This is a genomic window from Sulfurimonas sp. (assembly GCF_034005705.1).
Classification (GTDB): domain Bacteria; phylum Campylobacterota; class Campylobacteria; order Campylobacterales; family Sulfurimonadaceae; genus Sulfurimonas.
The window spans coordinates 68,982-91,703 of sequence record NZ_JAVEUF010000008.1 but is presented as its reverse complement, the minus strand read 5'-3'; the positions used below and the strand labels follow the sequence as shown (position 1 = coordinate 91,703).

Sequence of the window (22,722 nt, the reverse complement as noted above, 5' to 3'; positions counted from 1 at the left end):
ATGTATTTCAAAGTTTTATAATTAAACGATAAAAGTAAGTTTATAGATTACTCACATAAGCAAATCACAGCTATACAAGAGATACTAAACCATAGACCTGGAAAAGAGTTAGGATACAAAACACCTCATGCGGTTTTCTTCGGTAAAATTGCTGAGTGGATTGATGACTCGAAACTACATTATAAAAATCAGATTGTCACACTTGGCTGTTGAATGGGCGTAAGAAAAAATTATGATTTTGGTTGCGGAAACAGGATTTGAACCTGTGACCTTCGGGTTATGAGCCCGACGAGCTACCGAACTGCTCTATTCCGCGATATTTTAAAATGGTACTTTTGGTTTTACTCTTCGTCAGTATTTCCTTCGGATACTTCAGTATTCCTCAGTCGAAACTTCCTAGATTAAAACAAAAATTAATCATTTTATTGTAGAAGTGGATGGGGTAGAGGGATTCGAACCCCCGAATGACTGGACCAAAACCAGTTGCCTTACCGCTTGGCTATACCCCAACAATTAAAAGTGAAAGAATTGGTTGCGGAAACAGGATTTGAACCTGTGACCTTCGGGTTATGAGCCCGACGAGCTACCGAACTGCTCTATTCCGCGCCACTTACAAACAAGGTCAATATGTTTGTTGGAGTGGAATTATAGGCAAATACGCCTTCATTGTCAAGAAAAGCCCAGCCAAATTTACAAAAATGGTTTGAACTAAAATTAATCAACTTTTCTATACAATTGCGGTATTAAAAACAAAGAGTATATATGACACCTACACAAAGAGTATTAGAAGCGATTGAGGAGATAAAAAAGGGTCACATGGTCATTATGATCGATGATGAAGATAGAGAGAACGAGGGAGATCTGGTCTATGCATCTGCTTTTTCAACACCTGCTCACGTAAACTTTATGGCTACGCACGCAAGAGGGCTCATCTGTGTTGCGATCAGCAAAAGTATCGCTACAAGACTTGAACTAAACCCGATGGTTAGCTCAAATACATCCTCTTATGAGACGGCGTTTACAGTCTCGGTGGATGCAAAAAATGCTCTAACAGGCATTTCGGCGAAGGAGAGGGATGATACTATCAAAATATTGGCAAACCCTATCAGCCACGCGGATGAGCTCGTAAAGCCGGGACATATATTTCCTCTTATTGCAAAAGACGGCGGAACTCTTGTAAGAACCGGTCATACGGAAGGCTCTGTAGATCTATGCCGCCTTGCAGGTCTTAGCGAGTCATCGGTTATCTGTGAGATAATCAAAGAGGACGGTACTATGGCACGCCGTGACGATCTTGATATATTCGGCGAAAAGCACAATCTAAAAACTGTTTTTATCTCGGATATTGTCGAGTACCGTCTTGCAAACGAGAGGCTTGTAAACGAGCTTGAAGTTGAAGATATTGAGGTTTTCGGCACAAAAGTAAAGAAGTACACATTTGCAGATCATGACAAAATCGAACATACTGCAATAGTGTTTCATGGCGTAACATCTGTGGCAAACGTAAGAGTGCATAATGTTATACCGGATATGGAACTTCTTTTAAACCAGAAAAAATACAGCAACCTTATCTCATCTATCGACTATCTAAAACAAAACAGCGGTGTTTTGATCTTCATAAACAAGCCTACACATCATGATAACGCTGCCATGAAAGAGTTTGGAATAGGCGCGCAGATACTTAAATCGTTCGGCATCTCAAAGATGAACCTGCTGACTTCCATGAAAGCGACCGAGTTTGTAGGACTTGGCGGCTTTGGGTTAGAGATAAACGAGGTTATAGATATTTAGCAGATATCTAAACTCTCTTGAAGCTTCTCTCACTCTTTTTACTTACTCTCTTTCTTGTAGATGCCAAAGCGGTATCTAGAACTCAGGTTATCATGTCCACATTTGTTACTATCACGGCAGACGAGAGGGATGCCGACCTCATAACAGACGGATTTGAGATCATCAAAAAGGTCGAGAAGTCGCTCTCGTCTTACGATCCAGATGCAAAGATATACCAGCTCAACAAAAACCGACACGCAGAGCTTGATGCTTTTAGTTATGAGGCACTTTCTTTAAGTAAAAATTACTATGCCGTAACAGATGGATATTTTGACATTATGGTAGGTTCGATCACAAAAGATCTATACAGATTCGGAGAGGATGAGCGTGTTGCCTCTTTAGCTGAGCTCTCTGGTGCGAATGTCTCCTTTGGCGCTCTGAGGTTCAACGAAAAAGAGGCTTTTTTAGAAGAGGGCGTAAAATTAGATCTCGGCGGCATGGGAAAAGGGTTTGGCGTGGATAAGGCAGCGGAGTTCTTTAGAAGCAAAGATGCAAAAAGCACCATTATAGCGGCAAGCGGAGATATAAGATGTCTATCTGTGTGCAAAGTAGAGGTGCAAAGTCCATTCAAGGAGGATGACGTTTTGTTCTCGTTTGAGACCACAAAAGATGACCTTGGCATCACTACCAGCGGAAACTATAACAGATACGTTATCTCAACCAAGAATAACCACTTAATAGACCCAAAAGCCAAAAGGCCGCAGAGCCTCTTTGTATCCATAACACTTGTTGGCGATATATCAAGCAGTGATCTTGATGCCTATGCGACCGCGGCAAGCGTAATGCCGATCAAAAAGGCTTATGAGTTTATGGATGGCTTAGGAGTTGGCTATATAGTTATGCAGGGTGATGGCGAGCTGGTTGTTAGCAAAAATATATCAGAGTATGCAAAGAACTTACTCATAGGAGATGCTCTTAAAAAGCAGCCATGAGATATATAAGATAATTGCCAACAGAGCAAAGAAAGAAAAAAGTTTTATATATGCAAAGAATTCAAATCCGTTTATTATCAAAAACGGCGAGAATACCTCAAGCATAGCCACGCCAAATGCAGCGTAGATGAGAAGAAGCAGGCTCTTTTCCCCTCTTAGCTTCGTAAATACCAAAAAGTGCAAAAGCACCATAGCAAAAAGCCCAAATACGAAGATATGAGGCAATACTATCTTTAAAATTCCTCCTGCACTTTGGGCAGGTATGAATCTCTCTTCGTTTCCGACGTAGTACTCTAAAACCGCGCTATAGCTAAAGCCTATCTTATGTTCAAAAAGCATAACCGCACTAACTATCAGAAGCAGAGAAAATGCCAAGTAGTAGAGGATGGAGAGCTTATACGCTTCTTGCATTTAACTTCCAAAATGAGTAGAGGATCATATAAAGAGCCGCAAGATGCCAGAGAAAATAGGTTATAAGATATACGTTTACAAAAAGGCTGGAGAGATAAAAAGCCAAAGCCAGCGATACAAGCGATAAAATGGCGCTTATCATAAGGGTGTTTGTAAGAACGGCTCTGCTTTTTTTCGCAACTCTTATAAAAATGGAGCTAAGGGTGAGCAGGATCATCATTATAAAAAATATCTGCGTGTGCCAAAACTCCAAAAAGGATGCTTCGTTCATCGGGTCTATGTAAGCCTCTTCATCTCCAAAAAGCGTTGCACTCAGAGCTTCTGGCGAGATGCCGAAGTTTGACTTCATCACAAAGATGTCGGAGATAAGATACAGAAGTATAAAAATAAGAAAGCCTCTCAGTATAAGGCTCATAGCACTATCTTTTTGAAGGTTCTTTATAACGGTGAACTTCACTACTTGCCTTTTAACAGCTCATTGTAGATGGCAAAAGCGATTCTCGAGCCGTCCACAAAACTTTTTGCACTCAGCGTCGCACCTGTAATAGTAGGAATATCTTTGGAGAGCATAAGTGATGTCTGAGTATCTACATTTTCAAATTGACTCATCCATTTTTTAGAAGGCACGTACTCCATAGGCTCGTTAAAAGCTATCACCTCAATGCCTTTTAAAACAGACTCGGACGATATCATGTATAGCACGACTCCGTTCTTTGAGCGTATCTTTCTGTTGATCAAAACTCCGTAACCGAGAGTTTTGCTATCTTCAACGGCTTTAAAAACTTTAAATATTTTAGTGCCCAGTTTTACCTGTGATGCATCTTGAACTTTTTTTGCCTCAGCACCGCTAAGGATGATGCTCTCTTCGATTATTTTACTTTTTGCCCCATAGTTTTGCTTCATCGCATCAATGGGAGAGATAAGCATCTTCGCACTCAGCGGCAAAGTACAAAATATAAGTGTGTAAAGTAAAAGTTTTCTCATAGCAGATAGGGCCTCCTGATTTTGTCGGATTGTATAAAATAAAATTTTTTTTGTCAATGAACTTTGTCAATAAGAGCGTTAAGCATCTTGAAATTCTCGAAAAACTTGTTTTTCGTAGCTTTAGGGGGTGTAGGGACATTTGTCCCTGCCACTGAAACGGACAAGTTCGTTTCAGCGCGTAACATAAGTTAAAAGATGAATCCCATTGAGAGACTAAACGTATCGGAATCAACTCCGTCTTTGCTCTGCATAGCATAGTCCGCTTTTAAAACTACCTGCTCGTGAGGGAAATAGTTTATACCGAATGTCGTCGTATCGGTAGAATCAAGCGAGCTTCCATCGGTCAGCCTGTCGGCAGGATTAACGCTCTCATATTGAACGAAAATCGGCAGTTTATCGCTAGATGAACTAAAGTTTAAAAGGTCGTAGCTAAGATTTAAGTAGCCGCCTTTTGCTTTTACCTGAGATAGTGCACCTGCCAACTCTAGCGCGTCCGAGCGTTTCGCCTCGGCGTATGTGCCGTATGCTCTAAAGCCGTTTACCTTATAGTCCGCGTGAATGTCGAACATATTTATCTTTGAGTCCATATAAGCCGAAGCCCCAACCAGCAGCCCATTTATATCTGTATAATCAAGCCTTGCTACAAAACCTAGTTTCGGATCATTGTTGGTAAACGAGCCGCCGCGCGCACTTCTTAGCCAGCTTGTATCGCTGTCTATGGTCGGATTTAGGGCAGTAACTCCCATAACTTTATACTCCAGCCCTTCAAATACGTCTCCGTAAACCATTACGCCGCTCTCATGCCAAGTCGTCGGAATGATCTGCTTTGCGGTGTTTGGTCGCTGAACTGTCGTAAAAAGTGTGGGTTCATGTCTCTCGTTTATCAGACCCAAAGGCATCAACATATTACCGACTCTGATATTTGCAGCTTCGTTTATCAAAAAGTCAAGATAGATAAACTCGACTATAACCTCTCCGCCTTCTGCAGCACCTCCGTCATTTGCAACTCCGCCGTGCTCAAACTCAAGCTCTACGTTTAGCAGGATATTGTCCGTAAACTTATAGCCTATATATGGAACAAACCTGTATACGTCAACTTTAGAGCTGTTTGAGCCGCTCTCTTTGTTTGTGTGCGAGTAGTACATCTCGCCGTAACCGCCGATACTCAAAGGCGATTTTGAGTAGTAGACCTTTGATGCCGCAGCAGCGAGCCCGCTATGCGACTTCTCACTATCTACGGTCGTGTAGTTAAAGCCCATCTGCAGATTGCTTGTCTCATCTGCCAATGTTTTAGTCTGCTCTTTAAGCGCTGCTATCTCTTTTTTTAACTCTGCAATGTCCGAAGCAGTGTCAGCCTGTAAGCTGCTTGTTAACATAATTGCCGCAGCTATACTTAATCCCAATTTGTTTTTATAGAGTTTCATCTTCTTTCCTGTTAATTGAATTTGATAAGCATTATCGTTTATCAATATGCAGAATTGTAGATTAATTTTCCTTAATTGAATATTAAAATGATAATCATTATTGAAACACTTGGAGAGCTATTTTCAGCTATGTTTGTTATAATAAACTTCTAATAAAACTCAAAACTAAGCGAGTCAGTTTTGAGTTTTTAATAAAGTTAATAAGTAAAAATCCAGTTGAAGATGGCAGATGAGAGAGATATTTAGCAGAGTGGAAGATTCTGCAGAGGTTAACATAGAAGTAGAGGTTGATGTAGAGGATTATGAAGATAATTATCCTTGGTTGTACAGTCTGTTTGTAAAACCAAACAATATAGAAGATAGCGGTTTGGCTTTTGAGCAGTTTTTGGAACTAAAAGAGTCCGTAATTATCTCTTTAGAGCATCAGAAGATGGCAAAATATGTAGGAGAGAGAGTTTGTGAGGGTTGGCATGAGTTCTACTTTTATGCAAGAGATTCAAAAAATCTTGAAGCGCTTTGTGCTGCGATGTTAAAAGATAGCGGGTACAAATATGAGAGCAGCGTGGTAAAAGATGCAAAGTGGGATTATTATGCTAAAAATCTTTTTCCTACCGAGCTGGAGTTTCACAATATTCAGAGCCAAAAGATAATATTTCTGCTTCAAGAAGAGGGCGATGAGCTCTCTATATCAAGAGATGTAGAGCACTATGTGTCGTTTGATACGGCTACACAAAAAGAGCGCTTCGTCAAAAACGCGCTAGAGCACGGATTTGAGTTTAAAGATGACATAAGCAGCGAAGAGTTCGAGCACGGAGTAGCAGTTGTTAAAAAACATCCTGTTACTGAAGAAGAGGTTGAAAAAGTAGTAGCACAGCTATACTCTCTTATAAAAACAGAGCATGGTTATTATGAGGGCTGGAGCACCACACTGGCGCAAAAGGACGATTAGTCGGACGTGAAAAAAGCAAGTTTTAAAAGTTATTTTATCATGGCTGTATGGAAGCTCTTTGAGCTTCTTTTTAAAATAAGGTATAGATTCAACTACGTCGGGTTGGAAAATATTCCAAAGAACAGGGCGGTTATGCTTTTGGGCAACCATGTCAGCTGGATAGACTGGTTCATACTCCAGCTGCCCATAGAGAAAAGAATCAACTACATAATAGATAAAGATATCTACAACTGGAAGTTATTTAACTGGGCTTTTAGGATGGCGGAGCTTATTCCTGTTTCAAAAAAAGCTTCAAAAGATTCATTTATTGAAACCTCAAAGAGATTAAAAAATGGTAGAATAATAGCAATATTTCCCGAGGGCGAAATATCCAGAAGCTCTGAGATCGCAAAGTTTTACAGAGGATATGAATACATAGAGAGAAACGGTGCGGTCATTGTTCCGTTTCATATAGACGGAGTTTTTGGAAGTCTTTTTGCAAGGCATAAGGGCGATTCAAAAAGATGCTTTTTGAAAAAAAGGGAGATCACTCTCTATTTCGGAAAGCCGATCTCGCATGAGATAAAGGCGGACGAATTAAGGCAGAGAGTTATAAAATTGAAAAGGATGAAGATTTGAGAACAACATTGATTATCGGTGCAGGTGGAGTAGGTCGTGTCGTAGTGCATAAATGTGTACAGAATGCAGACGTTTTTGGTCGTATAGTATTAGCAAGCAGGACAGTAGGCAGATGCCAAGAGATAAAAGATGAGCTTCCAAATGCAAATATCGAAGTGGCTTCTGTTGACGCCGACAGCACCGATGAAGTGATAAAGCTTATAAACGAGTGCAAGCCCGACATTCTTATTAATGTTGCACTTCCGTATCAAGACTTGACAATCATGGACGCTTGTATAGCTACTAAGACGCCATACCTTGACACTGCGAACTATGAACATCCGGATGAGGCAAAGTTTGAGTACAAGCTTCAGTGGGCAAGAGATGAGAAGTTTAAAGAAGCAGGCATCATGGGGCTTTTAGGCAGTGGTTTTGACCCGGGAGCGACAAACGTATTTTGTGCATATGCGCAAAAGCACTACTTTGACGAGATACATACCATAGATATTTTGGATTGTAACGCAGGCGATCACGGATATCCGTTTGCAACAAACTTCAACCCTGAGATCAATCTAAGAGAAGTCTCTTCTAAAGGGCGCTATTGGGAAAACGGCGAGTGGATAGAGACTGAGCCGATGGAGATAATGCAGGTTTGGGATTATCCTGAGGTTGGTCCAAAAGACAGTTACCTTCTCTACCATGAAGAGATGGAGTCGCTTGTAAAACATATCAAAGGGCTTAAGCGCATAAGATTTTTTATGACATTCGGGCAGAGCTATCTGACGCATATGAAGTGCTTGGAGAATGTCGGCATGTTGGGAATTGAGCCGGTTGAGCACAAGGGTATGAAGATAGTTCCTATAGAGTTCTTAAAAACCCTTCTTCCAGATCCTGCATCTTTGGGACCTCGCACAAAAGGCAAGACAAACATCGGTATTGTCGCAGAGGGAATCAAAGACGGGAAAAAGAGAAAGATATATATCTACCAGGTTAAAGACCATGAAGAGTGCTATAAAGAAACAAACTCTCAAGGCGTTTCATACACGACAGGCGTCCCTGCCATGATAGGCGCAAAACTTATGTTAAAGGGCATCTGGAGCGGAGTAGGAGTATTTAATATGGAGCAGATGGATCCTGATCCTTTTATGGATGAGATGAATACACAGGGGCTGCCTTGGCAGATAAAAGAGCTAGAAGCGTAAAAATATGACCTTTAAGCATGTAATATCGAACATAGAGTCTCTGCCGCCGCTATCAAATACGCCTTTTATTATAAGGCAGATATACAGCTGCGGTTCTCAAAATATCGATATTATAAGACTTGTAAAGGTTATAGAGGATGATGCTGCACTCGCTGCAAATATCCTAAAGATGATAAACGCTCCGATATACGGCTTTTCAAGAAAGATAGCCTCGATCGCTCAGGCTGTTACGCTTTTTGGGACAGATGAGATATACGGTCTGGTCTTGAAATATGCAGTCGACAAAGAGCTAAAAACAGATACCGAGATATACGGTGTTGACAATAAAAGATTTAACGATATATGTCAGCTTCAAAGCACTCTTATGATGCAGTGGTACTCCAGAGTGGACCTCAGACATGCCCAGTTTATGTCTCCTTTGGCACTGATAATGGAGACCGGAAAACTGGTATTGGCAAACGAGGTTCTAAAGAGCCACTATGCAAAGAAGTTTGAGATAGGCTATAGAAACGCAAAAAATGTCATTGAGTATGAGTACAGCCTGCTTGGAACTACGACATACTACCTAAGCGCGCTTCTTTTTGAGCACTGGATGCTTGAGCCTCTCTATGTAGAGATATTAAAAGGGCTTGATTTTGAGACAAAAGTAAGTCCTAAAGTCAAATCGTATATAGATTCGCTCGATGTTATAAGAACTGCCGTAAATCCGAGAAACGTTTTGACAAAAGAGTCAATAAAAGAGGCTTGCGAAATAGTTGAAGAGATGGGGCTTGACGCTGGTGATTTTGAGCATATAGCCTTAAGAGTAAAAGAGAAGTACAACCAAATTCTAATAAACAGAATGAGAAAAAAATAGCAAAAAGCGTGGAGAAGATTATGCAAAATTCTAACTGGCCGTCAACACCCTATTATATGTGTGAAGAGTCTTTGCTTCGTGCAAATCTTGAGATCTTAAACCGTGTTCAAGTAGAGAGCGGGGCTAAGATAATCTTGGCTCTTAAAGGTTTTGCCATGTGGAGCACCTTCGATCTTGTAAAGCAGTACCTAAAAGGGTGCACAGCAAGCGGACTGCATGAGGCATTGCTGGCTAGAGAGGAGTTTGCAAAAGATGATGAGAATCTGGAAGTCCACACATACTCACCAGCCTACAAAGATGAAGATATCGAAGATATCGCGCGCATATCCGACCATATTGTCTTTAACTCACCGAATCAGCTTTTTAAATATTACGATAGAGTAAAAGAGATAGACTCGGATATCAGTCTCTCTTTGAGAATAAATCCGGAGCAGTCTTCTTCGCCTAAAGATATCTACAATCCATGTGGACTATACAGCCGTCTGGGCACTACGCTTGAGAATTTCGATGAGAGGGTTTTGGAGTATGTTGACGGACTCAATTTTCACGCTCTGTGCGAGCAGGACGTCGATGCGCTGGAGGATGTGCTGCAGGCCTTTGAAGCAAAATTCTCAAACTATTTTAAAGGGCTGAAATACATCAATTTCGGCGGAGGCCACCATATAACAAAAGAAGGGTATGATGTCGATAAGCTTATCCGCATCATAAAAGAGTTCAGAGAAAAGTATGATGTTGATGTCTATCTGGAGCCTGGTGAAGCGGTGGGATGGCAGACCGGAGTGCTTGTCAGCACAGTTTTAGACATTGTGCACAATGGTATGGATATAGCTATTTTGGACACTTCGGCAGAAGCTCATATGCCTGACACGCTTGCAATGCCTTACCGTGCAATGGTTAGAGGAAGCGGCGAAGCCGGAGAGAAAAAGCATACTTACCGTTTTGGCGGAAATACCTGTCTGGCAGGAGACATTATGGGGGACTACTCTTTTGATGAGCCGCTGCAGGTGGGGGACAGGGTGATATTTGAAGATCAGATCCACTACACTTTTGTAAAAAACACGACTTTCAACGGTATCAAGTTACCTTCATTGGCTATACTAAGAGAGGATAACACTCTTGATGTTATAAAAGAGTTTGGATATCAAGATTATAAAAACAGATTATCTTAAGGGGGATGTATTATGAAAGAAGATAAACAGAGATGGAATGAGAGATATTTGGACAATCCTATGCCGCAGGAGGTCTCTCCGCTGCTTGAGAAGTATATAGGTCATGCCAAGGTCGGTCAGGCGATAGATGTAGCGTGCGGTACAGGGAGAAACACCCACTATTTGGCTGATCTGGGTTTTCTTGTTGATGCGGTCGATATTTCAGACTACGCTTTGGAGCGTGTAAAGAACAGCTCGACGATAAAAAAGATAGATACGGATTTAGACAAATACAATCTGACTCCTAACAAATATGACCTGATCGTCAATGTAAACTACCTGAACCGTCGTCTGGTCTCTCAGATGAAAGAGGCGCTCAAGAGTGGCGGAGTTTTGGTTTTTGAGACCTTTATAGTTGCTCACGGAGATTTTAATCTCCCTACTACGAACTTAGACTATCTGCTTCGCAAGAATGAGCTTTTGCACTCTTTTATAGGGCTTGATGTTATCTACTATGAAGAGAAAATCGATACTAATTTAAGAGGCGAGAGAATAAAAGTCGCTTCTTTGGTGGCTAAAAAAGCATAATATAGTTTTTGCAATTATGCAAGAACTTTTTTTAGCTTTTAAATTCGTTAATACGAGAATCTAGCAAATGAGCCACTTCAAGCAGATTCTTGGAATCATTTTCAATGCTTATTACTTTTTCTTTATTTGAAGAGGAGTGAGCGTTTATCTCTGCAATTTGATTAATTATCTCATCAGTATGTTTTACCATCGTTTTTGAATCCTCGACTGATTTAACGGCAACTTCGATGGAGTGCTGCATCTCCAATGATGTATCATTCACCTTTTGCTCAACATCTTGTGAAATCGTTGTAAGCCTCTGCATGCCTTGTGCATTTTCATTCATTTTGTCGCTTACGTCATTTATGGATTGAACAATAGTGCTGACGCTTATCTCTATCTCTGTAAGTGATTTTTGTGTACGTTCTGCAAGTTTTCTCACTTCATCTGCTACGACGGCAAAACCGCGTCCATGTTCGCCTGCTCGCGCCGCTTCGATTGCAGCATTGAGAGCTAGTAAGTTTGTCTGTTCTGCTATATCTTTTATAACAACAAGGACGCTCTTAACCTGGTCTGCATCTTGTTTTAGGTGCATTAATTGGTCTGATAGATCATGTTCTATCTCAATAAAAGACTCGACCTCATTTACCAGTTCACCTAGTGCCTCTTTTGAAGATTCAAGATTTGCGTTTGCCTGTGAGACTCTCTGCTGTGTCTCTTTTGCCATCTCAATAGAGAGGTCAAGAATCTCTTTTATAGATCTGCTTTTATCCGTAGTATGAGATACTATAATGCTCTCCTCTTCAATGCTTTTGTTTATAAATGATGATGCATTGGTGATCGTGTTTGCGATCGATACATTTTTGCTTCCAAGAGATTTTACGTCATTTATTGTATCTTGTATAGAACTTACAAAATCATTGACCGCATATGCAGATTGAGCAAACTCGTTTTCACGTACAACCTCAATTCGTTTTGTTAAATCTTTGTCGCCATCAACAAGGGCTCTTATTCGTGAGCGAAGTTCATCTAACGGTGCGATAACCTCTTTTGAGAAGAAAAGGCTCATCACAATGACAAAAGTTATAAAAGCTATTGCAAGCGTAATAAGCAAGACTATTTTTGTGTCATTGATCTCTTTGTCATTTGAATCTAAAGAGACAACAAGATTCATGACACCTAGAATATCTCCTTCCTTTGCGTTATAGTGACATGATGTGCAACTTTTGTCTGCTATCATTGGATTTAGAAGTTGTATAGTGTGGTGGTTGTTTTGTGTTTTTTCAATTGTTTTAGGCTCTTTACTTGCAAAAACATCTCTAACCATCGGGGTTGCCGCAAAGGTTTCACCATCTTTTTTATAGATCTCTAAAACAAGTTCTGATTTTGAAACATCCAGTGACTCAATACCCTGAATTTTTCTTGCTCTATCAAGTGTCTCTTGAACAACTTGGGGGTCACCTGCAAGCATACTTTGTGTTACTGTTTGAAAGATCGATTGACTTAGCATAGTAAGAGACTGTTTTGCGGTTTTATTGGAGAAATTGTTAAAAGTATAGGATATATAAGTATATAAAGAACCGATAGCAAGGGCAGCAAAAAATAAAATTGTAAAAATTATTCGAGATCTAACTGACAGTAACATTTGTACTCCATTTATTATAAAATTATCACAATTTTAGCAAAAGAAACTTTCGATATAGCTTTAAATTCGACCTAAGATTACGCGCAAAACCGACGAAAACTCCATTGTTTTCAAACTATTGTTATAACAACGGTGTATGAAATTTTAAAAAACATAAAAAATTATTATATTTTAATTGCTTAGGAGTTTATAATTTGTTATAATCCGATACTTTTTTATACCAAGGGGCGTATACGGATGAAAAAAATAGTTTTATTGTTTATTATGGTGTTCTCAACACTACCTTTGATTGCTGCTGAAGCTGCGATCAACTATAACGGGGAGGTCGTTAATGTCAAAGGAAACTTTCCTGTAGTTGGTGCAAAAGCGCCTGTTGCTCGTGTTACAGAGCCGGATTTTTCAATAAAAACTATCGGCGGAAAGAGCGATAGAGTTCAGGTTATTGCTACTGTGCCATCCATCGACACTCCTATTTGTTCTGCACAGTCAAAAAGATTTGACGATGAGATAAAGCAGTTTGACGGAGTCGATATGACTGTCGTTTCAATGGATCTTCCATATGCCGATGATCGTTTTTGTAAGGGGCAGGGGATTAAAAACATCTCTATAGCTTCTGATTTTGCCTACAGGGAAGTTGGCGAAAATTACGGCGTAATAGTAACTGACGGTGAGCTAAAGGGACTGCTTGTCAGAGCAGTGTTCGTTATCGGTAAAAATGGAAGAATCGTTTATCAAGAGATAGTTCCAAATGTCGGTGATGAGCCTGATTTCAAAAAGATCATGCAGGCTATCAAAACGGCAAGTTCACATAATTAGTATATAAAAAATATATAGTTTTACAAGGATAGTAAATTTTTAAGAGATACATTTTACACTTTGTTTTAACTGCAATATTTTTACCGATTATTGCTTTTGGCAGCAGTAGTGATTCGGCATCTATAAGCGTTACTCAAAACAAAAACAGTTTTGATCTGATTATCTCCCTCAAAGATGAGAGCTATATTCTCGATGAGACTCTAGATTTTAGTGTCAAAGGGGATGGCGTAGCAATCAGCAGTATATTCTTTCCTGATTCTACAAAGCATAAAGAGCAGGATGTTTTTTTTGATAACGTAAATATAAAGGCAAATCTTGAAGGAGATAGTGAGAGCGAATTTAAGATCATACTCAACTATCAGCTATGCTCATTGGATGACGGATGTTCGGAATTAAAGAAGTTTGAAAAAGAGTACAGACTTTTTAAAGAAGAGAGTCTCAAAGATGAGAATTCAATCTTATCGTTAGAATCCAAAGAGGCTCAAAGCGAGCAGGATGCGATCGCAGATATGCTTCAAAACGGCAGTATAGTTTTGACACTTGCAACATTTTTCGGTTTTGGTCTTCTTCTCGCATTTACTCCATGTATGCTTCCTGTTATACCTATACTCTCAGCAGTTATAATCTCCAAAAAAGATAGCATTAGCACGAAACAGGGGTTTTTAATATCTCTTACTTATGTTGTCTCAATGTCGGTGGTTTATGCACTTGCAGGTGTTTTGGCTGCATCGCTTGGAAGCAATATACAGGCATTTTTTCAGCAGACTTGGATCATAGTAACGGTAAGTTCTCTCTTTTTCATACTGAGTTTGGCAATGTTTGGTACTTTTACGATCCAGATGCCAAAGAAGATACAATCTTTTCTTAACGACAGAGCACTTTGGGGCAGAGATAAATCATACTACAGCGTAGTCTTGCTTGGAGTGCTCTCTGCGCTGATAGTAGGTCCGTGCGTAGCGCCTCCTCTTGCAGGCGCTCTTATCTATATAGGACAGAGCGGAAATGAGCTTCTAGGCGGTATGTCTCTATTTTTAATGAGCCTTGGAATGGGTGTGCCGCTTCTTATGCTTGGTGCTGGTGCGGGTAAATTTCTGCCAAAACCGGGCATCTGGATGGAGGATGTAAAGCTCTTTTTCGGCTTTACGATGATAGCCTTCTCTATCTGGCTTCTCTCCAGAATATTGGAGGCGCAAACAATACTTCTGCTATGGGGAGTTCTTCTTGTCGCCGTAGCTATATTTATGAACCCGTTTGAAAATATCAAAAGTGTAGATATAAGCAGAATGCAGCAGCTCAAGAAACTTCTCTCCATGCTCGCTCTTATCTATGGAGTTGTTCTTATTGTCGGGGCTATCGGCGGCGCAAAAAGCATCAAGACTCCGCTTGAGCCTTTTGTATCTTCAAGCAAGATGAGCTCAGTAACTGCCACTGAAGTAACATTTAAAACAATAAGCGCAAAAGAGCTCTATAGTGAGCTGCGTCAATCATCCAAGCCCGTTATGGTCTACTTTAGCGCAAAATGGTGTGAAAACTGCAAAGAACTTGATGCCGATGTCCTTAGCAGAGCAGATGTCGCTTTGGAGGTAGAAGAGTTTGAGAGGATAAAGGTCGACGTATCGGACAATACAGATTTCGATATAGAGATGTTAAAAAAGTTCTCCCTCTTTGGACCTCCGGGCATTATCTTTTTTGACACAGAGAGACAAGAGTTAAAAAACTACAGACTATCGGGCTATAAAGAGAAAGAGCTATTTATTGAACATATAAGAAAAGTTAAAGAAGTTTTATAGCCAAACAAGGTGTATTAAATAATAAAAGTATTAAAATAGTCACTTTATGTTAAAGGGGGCATTTAATTTGAAGTACATTATTTTTTTACTATTTTCTCTATCTGCTCTGCTGATGGCAGATCACAAAGTTCAGCATATAAATAAAGAACTCTCCCATCTAAACCTCTCAGAAGAACAAAACAATGCGGCAAAAGAGATCCTGTTTGAGTTTAGAACTCAGCTAAAAGAGTTTAAAAAATTCAAAGATGAGACAGAGCTAAAGAAAAAGGATCTTTTTTTAAAAGATCATCTCAGTATTCATGACATAGAGACTCTTGATAAGAGCGTAGATGTCATGGCCAGAGAGATCGAGAAAAACTTTCTTACGAAAATGCACTCTCTTTTGAGCATAGATCAGAGGATCAGTTTTGTAAAGTACATTGATGATTGGGAAGTGAAGTGATGCATAATATCTTACTTATAGAAGATGATCTGGATATGCAGACGCTGATCTGCGACTATCTTGAGAACTATGAATTGCATGTAGAGGCTTTCACTCAGCCAAAAGAGGCGCTTGCTCATCTGGAAAATTACAGCGATAAATACTCTCTTGTCGTCCTTGATCTGATGCTGCCGCAAATGGACGGTTTTGACGTATGTAAAAAGATCAGGCAAATATCGGCAATTCCGATTATTATCTCTTCGGCAAGAGGCGAGATCGGAGACAAGATACTCGGTTTTGATCTTGGTGCGGATGACTATTTGGCAAAGCCTTATGAACCAAGAAAACTTGTTCTTAGGATCAACGCGATCTTAAGAAGAGGAACAAGCAAAAACAAGACTATAAGCAATTTCGAGATAGATGAAGACAAGCATGAGATAAAGATAGACGGGCTTGCACTGGATCTTACAAAGATCGAGTATGACATCTTGCATCTTTTTTTGTTTAACATCGGCAAGGTTTTATCCAGAGAGTCCATATCAAATGCGGTGTGCGGAATTGAGTACAGCTCCAAAGACAGAACGATAGATATGCATATAAGCAATCTAAGGCAAAAACTAGGTGATGATTCGAAAGATCCTCAATATATAAAGTCTATATGGGGTATAGGCTATAAATTTATAGGGTAACAGATGTCTATTTTTTACAAAGTAATTATATTTTTTCTAATCACATTCTCTTTGATGTTCTTTGTCTCGGTAGAGATAAACAAACTAACAAAAGATACTATTGAGATGCTGCTTAGAGACAAGTACATTCACGTCTCAGGAGAGCTGTTTAAATATATGTCAAACAGCGATCAAAAGAGCTTGGAAGAGAGACTAAAAGAGCTAAAGTTCGAGGTTATAGAGGATAAGGGAAGATATATTGAAAAGTCACACATACTTCATGAATACAATACTGATTTCTCAAGCATAAAGATATTAAAAGACAAGGAGAACAAATATCTTCTTTATATGAAATATCTGGATGACGATATGCTGGTCGTCGATCTCTCACAAGATAACAATTTTGGGAAAAAAGAGTTCTTAAACTATATGATAGTGGCTGATATTTTTATATTGATACTGCTGTGTCTAATCATTTTAAAGATGGTATACCCGCTAAAGGATATATCGAAGATCATCAGAAAATTTGGAGAGGGTGAGTACTGTCTAAGAATTAAAACAGGGTGTAAAGATGAGATAGGAGAGGTTGCCAAGACATTTAACTCTATGGCATCGAATATTCAAGACCTTATAACATCCAGACAGAGACTGCTGCGTGACATAGGACATGAGCTAAAGACCCCTATCTCAAAATCAAAGATAGCGCTTGATATGATAGAAGATACTAAGTACAAACGAATCTTGAACAAGGCGCTTTTTCAAATAGATGAGATGATTAACGAGCTTTTATGCCTTGAAAAACTTAATGCAAATCAAAACAAACTCAACATCGAAAACTTTAGTTCCGATACCCTTGTAGGAGAGGCGCTCTCTAAGCTTTTCATAGAGGATGAAAATCTTGTAGATATTACCATAGAGTCAAGCTTTGAGATAAAAGGGGACCTTAATTACCTCTCAATAGCTCTTAAGAACTTGATTGACAATGCGCTTAAATACGGAACCGAAAAACCGGTATATGTGGTTGTCAAAGATACTAACATATCTGTAAAAAGCGTGGGTGATGTTTTGGACAAACCTTTGGAGTACTATTGCGAAGCTTTTACGCAGGGTGATAACTCAAGAAATCAGTCAGGGTATGGTCTGGGGCTTAGTCTGGTTAGAAGAATTATGGATAAACACGGTTTTGAACTTCTCTATTACCATGATGGAAAGTTCAATATTTTTGAGATAGTAGTTTAAGGCTATAGCCCTTCAAGCAGGATATACCAGAGTCTCTCTATTTCATCGTCATTCAAAAAGAGCGTTGAGTCATTCTCAAATAGCTCCAGCAAAGCATCCTTTTTTACGCTAAACGTATGAGTGCACTCTTTATGGGTCGGCAGAAATGCGCGGATCAGCGATATCTCATCTTTTGTTATCGGAGTTGAGCATAAAAAACACTCAAACTCTTTATGGAGTCTTCCCTCATACCTGAGCAGTTTTATATATGATTCAACCGCAACTCTCTTCGGGTTTTGTCTGTTCCAATTCTTTGAGGCACTATCCAGCAATTCAAAATAGAACTCATCGAGTTCTTCGGCATCTTTGAGATGTTTGTAAAAGAGGGCGCAAAAATCTTGCCACAATCTCAACAGCTTGTAGTCGTTTATCCATTTAAACCCTATGTGTATCACATCTTTTAATCTGTATATGGTCGATTTGGATGAAGCCTCTCTCTCATAGTCGATCTTAAAGCCCAGGTTTATAACTCCGTGTCTTGCTCCGTAGAACCTATAAAGAGTATCTAAGTTCTCTCTTGATATGATAGTGACTATTAAATCTTCATCTTTGACTTTATTAAGATTTAGAATAAACCCTTGCATCTCTCTGCTTCTTTACTACGCATTTTTTAAACTTTCTAAAAAAAATTCTACTGATATTATATTTTTTTAAACCTTTAAAATGTATAATGCAAGTCCAATCTCTAAATAGGACAAGTTTCTTTAAAAAGAGATTAAATTTGTAAAAAAATTCAATAAAATTGCAAAATTTAGGAGTTAATATGGTTGAACATCATGATTTATTGAGATCATTTAAAGATAATTGTGGTTTCGGGCTTGTTGCAAACATTAAAAACAAACCTTCACACAAAGTTTTAAATGATGCCGTAACTGCATTGGAGAGAATGATGCACCGCGGTGCCGTGGCGGCAGACGGAAAAACAGGAGACGGAAGCGGGCTGCTTTTTTCGCTTCCGGAAGAGTTTCTTCGCAAAGAGGCCTCAAAAGAGGGAATTGAACTGCCAAAACAGTTTGCTGTTGCCTGCGTATTTACAAAAGATCTTAAAAACTTAGATGTAATCGAGGATATATGTGAAGAAAATGATCTAAAAGTCGTGCTTCGCAGATTTGTTCCCGTAAATACAGATGCGCTTGGAGAACAGGCACTTCTGACTCTTCCTAAGATCGTTCAACTATTTATTACTCCAAACTCCATAATGGCAACCAATAGATTCGATGCTCTTTTATATCTCTCACGCAAAGAGAGCGAACATAAACTTGAAGATGACAATGATTTCTACATAGCTTCTATGAGCTCAAAGGTCCTCTCTTACAAGGGACTTGTAATGCCTACGCATATCAAAGAGTTTTTTATAGACCTTCAAGATGAGAGCTTCAAGATCTCGTTTTCACTGTTTCACCAAAGATTTTCAACCAATACTCTTCCGCAGTGGAGGCTTGCTCAGCCGTTTCGCGCAGTTGCTCACAACGGAGAGATCAACTCTGTCGAGGGGAACCGTTTTAACGTAGAGATCAAGTCCGAATCTATCAAGAGCGAAGTCTTTACCGATGAAGAGATACAGAGAATACTGCCTATTTTACAGCCTAAATCATCAGACAGTGCTTCCGCAGACAACTTTTTTGAGTTTTTGCTTGTAAACGGCATGGATTTTTTCAAAGCTGTCCGCGCTGTAATACCTGCTGCTTGGCAGAACGCTCCGCATATGGACCCTGAGCTTCGCGCATTTTATGAGTTCCACTCAACTGTTTTTGAAGCGTGGGACGGACCTGCCGCATTCTCCGTAACCGATGGAAGATATGTAGGATGTGTCCTTGATAGAAACGGACTTCGCCCTTCAAAATATATAATCACGAAAGATGATACGCTTCTTATAGCGAGTGAATACGGTGTTGTAGATATTCCCGAGAAGGATATAAAAGAGAGAGGCCGTCTGCAGTCAGGCGAGATGATCGGACTTGACCTTAAAAACGGCAGAATATTCAAAAACAGCGATATAAACGACTACCTAAAGAGCTCAAACCCGTACATGGAGTGGCTGAACGAGCATATGATCTACCTGCAGGAGCATGTGGTGGATCAGTATATGTCGACTCCTAAATATACAAAAGAGGAGCTTATAGCAAGACAGAGATACTTTAACGTTACTCATGAGGTTATAGAGCAGGTTATAGAGCCTATGATCTTAGAGGGCAAAGAGGCTGTAGGATCAATGGGTGATGATACGCCGCTTGCAGCATTCTCAAATAAACAGAGGGCTTTTAGCGACTTTTTCAAGCAGAAGTTCGCCCAGGTCACAAACCCTCCGATCGACCCTATCAGAGAAAAAGTGGTTATGAGCTTGAACACGGGCTTTGGAGAAGTTCACAACATCCTTGATGAAGTGCCGTTTCATGCACACCGTTTAAAATCTATATCTCCTATTATAACAAGCGAGAAACTCTCTATTTTAAAATCGTTCGGAGATAAGAAGTCGCCAAGCTATCAGGATTTTTACCGCAACAAAACATTTTCAACTGCATACGAGAGTGATCTGAAAAAATCGCTTGATGCTTTGGTTGAAAATGTCGTAAATTCGGTAAAAAACGAAGGTACGAGAATCATTATTCTAGATGATAGCGAATTTAGCAAAAAGAATAAAATAATTCCTATGGCAATGGCTATCGGACGTCTTAACTCTGCTCTGTTAAAAGCAAAGGTGCGTCATTTGGCATCTATGGTCGCTGTGAGCTGTGAGGTATACGACTCTCACAGTGCAGCGGTTCTTATCGGTTATGGTGCAAATGCTATACACCCTAAGCTCTTAGCCGAAACCGTTATCGAACATACTAAAAGATCAAATGCGATTACGGTAGATTGTAATGTAGCGCTAAAAGCAGTTCATGGCTCACTGAATGCGGGAATACTTAAGATTATGTCTAAAATGGGCATCTCAACTATAGCATCTTACAGAAACTCAGGACTTTTCGATGTCATGGGTCTAAGCCGTGAGATAGTGAGCGAGTGTTTTGGGGCATCAAACTCGGCTCTTAACGGACTTGATTACAGTGATATAGATGAGAGACTTACAAGATATCATGAGCAGGCATTTGAGCAGAACGGCTTTAATAAAATATTTCCTTTAAACATTGGCGGATACTATAAGTTCTACAGCGGACAGGAACATCACGATTTCGGGCCTGAAGTTATTCATGCGATCCATGCTACGGCAAGCAGCGGAAGCAAGAAAGATTATGAGAGACTAAGAGACCTTGTAAACAAAAGAGGTCTGAAGTTCATTCGCGACTTCTTTGATATAAAATCTGACAGAAAGCCGATCGACATCTCTGAAGTCGAGCCTAAAGAGGAGATATTTAAAAGATTTGCCTCAGCAGCTATGAGTCTTGGCTCTATCAGTCCCGAAGCGCATGAGACAATTGCGATCGCAATGAACGCAATTGGTGCGCAGTCAAACTGTGGAGAGGGCGGAGAGGATCCTGAGCGTTTCGGCACAGAGAGAAACTCAAAGATCAAACAGGTAGCTTCAGGGCGCTTCGGTGTCACGCCTGCATATCTCAGAAGTGCAGAGGAGATACAGATAAAGGTTGCTCAGGGTGCAAAACCTGGAGAGGGCGGACAGCTTCCTGGGCATAAAGTATCGCCTCTTATCGGAAAGCTTCGCCATACAGTTCCGGGTGTTACGCTTATCTCGCCTCCTCCTCACCATGACATCTACTCTATCGAGGATCTGGCACAGCTTATTTTTGACGTTAAGCAGGTAAATCCAAAAGCAAGAGTCGCAGTGAAACTTGTATCGACTATCGGTGTCGGAACTATTGCCGCAGGTGTCGCAAAAGCTTATGCGGACAAGATCATAATCTCGGGCGGAGACGGCGGAACAGGTGCTGCACCTCTGACCTCTATCAAGTTTGCAGGAAACCCTTGGGAGCTTGGACTTAGCGAAGCGCACAACGCACTAAAAGCAAACAACCTCAGAAGAGTTGTAGAGCTTCAGACCGACGGAGGTCTAAAATCAGGACTTGATGTTGTAAAAGCCGCACTTCTGGGTGCTGAGAGCTATGGATTCGGAACAGGTGTTTTAACTATCGTAGGTTGTAAAATGCTGCGCATATGCCACGTCAATAAATGTTCGGTCGGTATTGCCACGCAAAATGAAAAACTCCGTCAAGAGTTCTTCAAAGGGCATGTAGATCAGCTTATAAACTATTTTACTCTTTTGGCTGAAGATATACGCTCGATCATGGCAGAGCTTGGATTTAGAACTATGCAGGAGATGATAGGCAGAAGCGATCTTCTAAAAGTCACAGATGACAGCTTCGCTCAAAAGTTCGATTTTAGCGCTGTTTTACATCAAGAGGAGGGGGTAAACAGCTGCCAGCAGCTTACAAATCCTCCGTTTGATGACAACGCATTTGAAAAAGATGTACTTAAAGAGGCGATGAGCGCCATAAAACACCCTGAGCATCCTGTTAAGATCAACAGAAAGATCACGAATGTAAACAGAAGTTTCGGTGCGCTTATAAGCGGCGAGATAGCTGAGTACTACGGTGATAAAGGGCTTGCTTCCGATACTATCCGCATCAACCTGAGTGGTATCAGCGGACAGGCTCTTGGCGCATTTTTGATCCATGGAGTATCAATCTACCTAAACGGTGTCGCAAACGACTATATCGGAAAAGGTATGCACGGAGGAAAGATAATCGTTACCTCTAAAAACAGCGGCGAAAAATTTGCTGCGGGCGGTAATACATGTCTTTACGGAGCAACAGGCGGAAAGCTATATGTTGCAGGAAGCGTAGGAGAGAGATTTGCGGTTCGTAACTCCGGAGCACTGGCAATAGTCGAGGGAACCGGAGATAACGCATGTGAGTATATGACCGGCGGTGTGGTCGTGATACTCGGACGTACGGGAATAAACTTCGGTGCAGGTATGACAGGCGGGATCAGTTTTGTATATGACGAGGAGCACAAATTTTTCGAAAATGCGAACCGTGAGCTTGTGGAGTTGGTAAGGATAGATACGGACGAGACCGATGAGGCTAGACACTACCTTAAAAAACTTCTTAAAGATTATGTTGTCGAGACCGAGAGCAAAAAGGCAAAAGCGCTGCTTGACAACTTTAGAATAGAGGTGAGAAACTTCTGGCTTGTAAAACCTAAAAATCTAACTAAACTGCCTATTAACTTAGAGATCGGAGATTAAT

20 protein-coding genes and 3 tRNA genes are annotated in these 22,722 nt (G+C 40.3%); 14 read left to right on the top strand and 9 right to left on the bottom strand.

All coding sequences use genetic code 11. From position 1 onward, the window contains the following. Window positions 1-239: 239 nt before the first annotated feature. The 3 genes from RBR61_RS05980 to RBR61_RS05970 form a co-directional block, all read right to left on the bottom strand. Window positions 240-316: transfer RNA gene (locus RBR61_RS05980), tRNA-Met, on the bottom strand. A 118-nt stretch (window positions 317-434) separates the two neighbouring features. Next, window positions 435-509, bottom strand: a tRNA-Gln gene (locus tag RBR61_RS05975). 20 nt (window positions 510-529) lie between these two features. After that, window positions 530-606: transfer RNA gene (locus tag RBR61_RS05970), tRNA-Met, on the bottom strand. A 156-nt stretch (window positions 607-762) separates the two neighbouring features. On the opposite strand from RBR61_RS05970, the gene RBR61_RS05965 reads away from it, so the two are divergent. Together RBR61_RS05965 and RBR61_RS05960 are read left to right on the top strand one after the other, a co-directional pair. Continuing rightward, a complete protein-coding gene (locus tag RBR61_RS05965) occupies window positions 763-1,791 on the top strand; it encodes a bifunctional 3,4-dihydroxy-2-butanone 4-phosphate synthase/GTP cyclohydrolase II (protein ID WP_320342788.1) in 1,029 nt (342 codons plus the stop codon). A gap of 17 nt (window positions 1,792-1,808) precedes the next feature. Further along, entirely contained in the window at window positions 1,809-2,762 is a 954-nt protein-coding gene (locus RBR61_RS05960; RefSeq protein ID WP_320342787.1) for an FAD:protein FMN transferase, read from the top strand. Here RBR61_RS05960 and RBR61_RS05955 read toward each other — a convergent pair. The 4 genes from RBR61_RS05955 to RBR61_RS05940 form a co-directional block, all read right to left on the bottom strand. Beyond that, on the bottom strand, window positions 2,727-3,173 hold the full coding sequence (locus RBR61_RS05955; protein WP_320342786.1) for a hypothetical protein: 447 nt from the start codon (window positions 3,171-3,173) through the stop codon (window positions 2,727-2,729). The genes RBR61_RS05960 and RBR61_RS05955 overlap by 36 nt on opposite strands. After that, on the bottom strand, window positions 3,157-3,630 hold the full coding sequence (locus RBR61_RS05950) for a hypothetical protein (protein ID WP_320342785.1): 474 nt from the start codon (window positions 3,628-3,630) through the stop codon (window positions 3,157-3,159). The genes RBR61_RS05955 and RBR61_RS05950 overlap by 17 nt, the downstream gene beginning before the upstream one ends. Further along, the gene (locus RBR61_RS05945) at window positions 3,630-4,157 is read right to left on the bottom strand and encodes an FMN-binding protein (protein ID WP_320342783.1); all 528 of its coding nucleotides are present in this window, start codon (window positions 4,155-4,157) and stop codon (window positions 3,630-3,632) included. The genes RBR61_RS05950 and RBR61_RS05945 overlap by 1 nt, the downstream gene beginning before the upstream one ends. Window positions 4,158-4,345: 188 nt before the next feature. Next, entirely contained in the window at window positions 4,346-5,581 is a 1,236-nt protein-coding gene (locus RBR61_RS05940) for a porin (RefSeq protein ID WP_320342781.1), read from the bottom strand. 229 nt (window positions 5,582-5,810) lie between these two features. Between RBR61_RS05940 and RBR61_RS05935 the strand changes: the two genes are divergently transcribed. Genes RBR61_RS05935 through RBR61_RS05910 form a run of 6 tightly spaced genes read left to right on the top strand, consistent with a single transcriptional unit; the run spans window position 5,811 to window position 10,921 of the window. Then, the gene (locus RBR61_RS05935; protein WP_320342779.1) at window positions 5,811-6,530 is read left to right on the top strand and encodes a DUF695 domain-containing protein; all 720 of its coding nucleotides are present in this window, start codon (window positions 5,811-5,813) and stop codon (window positions 6,528-6,530) included. Window positions 6,531-6,536: 6 nt separating this feature from the next. After that, entirely contained in the window at window positions 6,537-7,148 is a 612-nt protein-coding gene (locus tag RBR61_RS05930; protein WP_320342778.1) for a 1-acyl-sn-glycerol-3-phosphate acyltransferase, read from the top strand. Beyond that, window positions 7,145-8,329, top strand: coding sequence for a saccharopine dehydrogenase family protein (locus RBR61_RS05925; RefSeq protein WP_320342777.1), 1,185 nt, complete (start codon window positions 7,145-7,147; stop codon window positions 8,327-8,329). The genes RBR61_RS05930 and RBR61_RS05925 overlap by 4 nt, the downstream gene beginning before the upstream one ends. 4 nt (window positions 8,330-8,333) lie before the next feature. Next, window positions 8,334-9,185: an HDOD domain-containing protein gene (locus tag RBR61_RS05920; protein WP_320342775.1), complete on the top strand. Its 852-nt coding sequence runs from the start codon at window positions 8,334-8,336 to the stop codon at window positions 9,183-9,185. Window positions 9,186-9,205: 20 nt separating this feature from the next. Next, window positions 9,206-10,354 carry a carboxynorspermidine decarboxylase gene (nspC, locus tag RBR61_RS05915; RefSeq protein WP_320342773.1) on the top strand — a complete coding sequence of 383 codons (1,149 nt, stop codon included), beginning with the start codon at window positions 9,206-9,208 and terminating at the stop codon, window positions 10,352-10,354. A gap of 12 nt (window positions 10,355-10,366) precedes the next feature. Next, window positions 10,367-10,921 (top strand): methyltransferase domain-containing protein, encoded by a 555-nt coding sequence (locus tag RBR61_RS05910; protein WP_320342771.1) that lies wholly within the window; start codon window positions 10,367-10,369, stop codon window positions 10,919-10,921. A 31-nt stretch (window positions 10,922-10,952) separates the two neighbouring features. On the opposite strand, the gene RBR61_RS05905 is transcribed toward RBR61_RS05910, so the two are convergent. Continuing rightward, a complete protein-coding gene (locus tag RBR61_RS05905; RefSeq protein WP_320342769.1) occupies window positions 10,953-12,410 on the bottom strand; it encodes a methyl-accepting chemotaxis protein in 1,458 nt (485 codons plus the stop codon). 372 nt (window positions 12,411-12,782) lie between these two features. Here RBR61_RS05905 and tpx point away from each other — a divergent pair, with 372 nt between their 5' ends. From tpx to RBR61_RS05880, 5 genes are all read left to right on the top strand, one after another. Next, entirely contained in the window at window positions 12,783-13,361 is a 579-nt protein-coding gene (gene tpx / locus RBR61_RS05900) for a thiol peroxidase (protein ID WP_320342768.1), read from the top strand. A 35-nt stretch (window positions 13,362-13,396) separates the two neighbouring features. Continuing rightward, window positions 13,397-15,151 carry a protein-disulfide reductase DsbD gene (gene dsbD, locus RBR61_RS05895; RefSeq protein ID WP_320342804.1) on the top strand — a complete coding sequence of 585 codons (1,755 nt, stop codon included), beginning with the start codon at window positions 13,397-13,399 and terminating at the stop codon, window positions 15,149-15,151. Window positions 15,152-15,218: 67 nt separating this feature from the next. Beyond that, window positions 15,219-15,593, top strand: coding sequence for a hypothetical protein (locus RBR61_RS05890; protein ID WP_320342767.1), 375 nt, complete (start codon window positions 15,219-15,221; stop codon window positions 15,591-15,593). Beyond that, window positions 15,593-16,261 carry a response regulator transcription factor gene (locus RBR61_RS05885; RefSeq protein ID WP_320342765.1) on the top strand — a complete coding sequence of 223 codons (669 nt, stop codon included), beginning with the start codon at window positions 15,593-15,595 and terminating at the stop codon, window positions 16,259-16,261. Before RBR61_RS05890 ends, RBR61_RS05885 begins: the two co-directional genes overlap by 1 nt. 3 nt (window positions 16,262-16,264) lie before the next feature. Continuing rightward, on the top strand, window positions 16,265-17,479 hold the full coding sequence (locus RBR61_RS05880; protein WP_320342761.1) for an ArsS family sensor histidine kinase: 1,215 nt from the start codon (window positions 16,265-16,267) through the stop codon (window positions 17,477-17,479). 2 nt (window positions 17,480-17,481) lie between these two features. On the opposite strand, the gene recO is transcribed toward RBR61_RS05880, so the two are convergent. Beyond that, complete coding sequence (gene recO, locus RBR61_RS05875) at window positions 17,482-18,102, bottom strand: recombination protein RecO (RefSeq protein WP_320342759.1); 621 nt, start codon at window positions 18,100-18,102, stop codon at window positions 17,482-17,484. 179 nt (window positions 18,103-18,281) lie between these two features. Here recO and gltB point away from each other — a divergent pair, with 179 nt between their 5' ends. Then, on the top strand, window positions 18,282-22,721 hold the full coding sequence (gltB, locus tag RBR61_RS05870) for a glutamate synthase large subunit (RefSeq protein ID WP_320342757.1): 4,440 nt from the start codon (window positions 18,282-18,284) through the stop codon (window positions 22,719-22,721). Window position 22,722 lies beyond the last annotated feature (1 nt).

Bases quoted from the DNA above. Each gene is read 5' to 3' on its own strand.
- RBR61_RS05965 (WP_320342788.1), top strand. From the start codon at position 763: ATGACACCTACACAAAGAGTATTAGAAGCGATTGAGGAGATAAAAAAG.
- RBR61_RS05955 (WP_320342786.1), bottom strand. From the start codon at position 3,173: ATGCAAGAAGCGTATAAGCTCTCCATCCTCTACTACTTGGCATTTTCT.
- RBR61_RS05945 (WP_320342783.1), bottom strand. From the start codon at position 4,157: ATGAGAAAACTTTTACTTTACACACTTATATTTTGTACTTTGCCGCTG.
- RBR61_RS05940 (WP_320342781.1), bottom strand. From the start codon at position 5,581: ATGAAACTCTATAAAAACAAATTGGGATTAAGTATAGCTGCGGCAATT.
- RBR61_RS05935 (WP_320342779.1), top strand. From the start codon at position 5,811: ATGAGAGAGATATTTAGCAGAGTGGAAGATTCTGCAGAGGTTAACATA.
- RBR61_RS05920 (WP_320342775.1), top strand. From the start codon at position 8,334: ATGACCTTTAAGCATGTAATATCGAACATAGAGTCTCTGCCGCCGCTA.
- nspC (WP_320342773.1), top strand. From the start codon at position 9,206: ATGCAAAATTCTAACTGGCCGTCAACACCCTATTATATGTGTGAAGAG.
- RBR61_RS05910 (WP_320342771.1), top strand. From the start codon at position 10,367: ATGAAAGAAGATAAACAGAGATGGAATGAGAGATATTTGGACAATCCT.
- RBR61_RS05905 (WP_320342769.1), bottom strand. From the start codon at position 12,410: ATGCTAAGTCAATCGATCTTTCAAACAGTAACACAAAGTATGCTTGCA.
- tpx (WP_320342768.1), top strand. From the start codon at position 12,783: ATGAAAAAAATAGTTTTATTGTTTATTATGGTGTTCTCAACACTACCT.
- RBR61_RS05885 (WP_320342765.1), top strand. From the start codon at position 15,593: ATGCATAATATCTTACTTATAGAAGATGATCTGGATATGCAGACGCTG.
- RBR61_RS05880 (WP_320342761.1), top strand. From the start codon at position 16,265: ATGTCTATTTTTTACAAAGTAATTATATTTTTTCTAATCACATTCTCT.
- recO (WP_320342759.1), bottom strand. From the start codon at position 18,102: ATGCAAGGGTTTATTCTAAATCTTAATAAAGTCAAAGATGAAGATTTA.
- gltB (WP_320342757.1), top strand. From the start codon at position 18,282: ATGGTTGAACATCATGATTTATTGAGATCATTTAAAGATAATTGTGGT.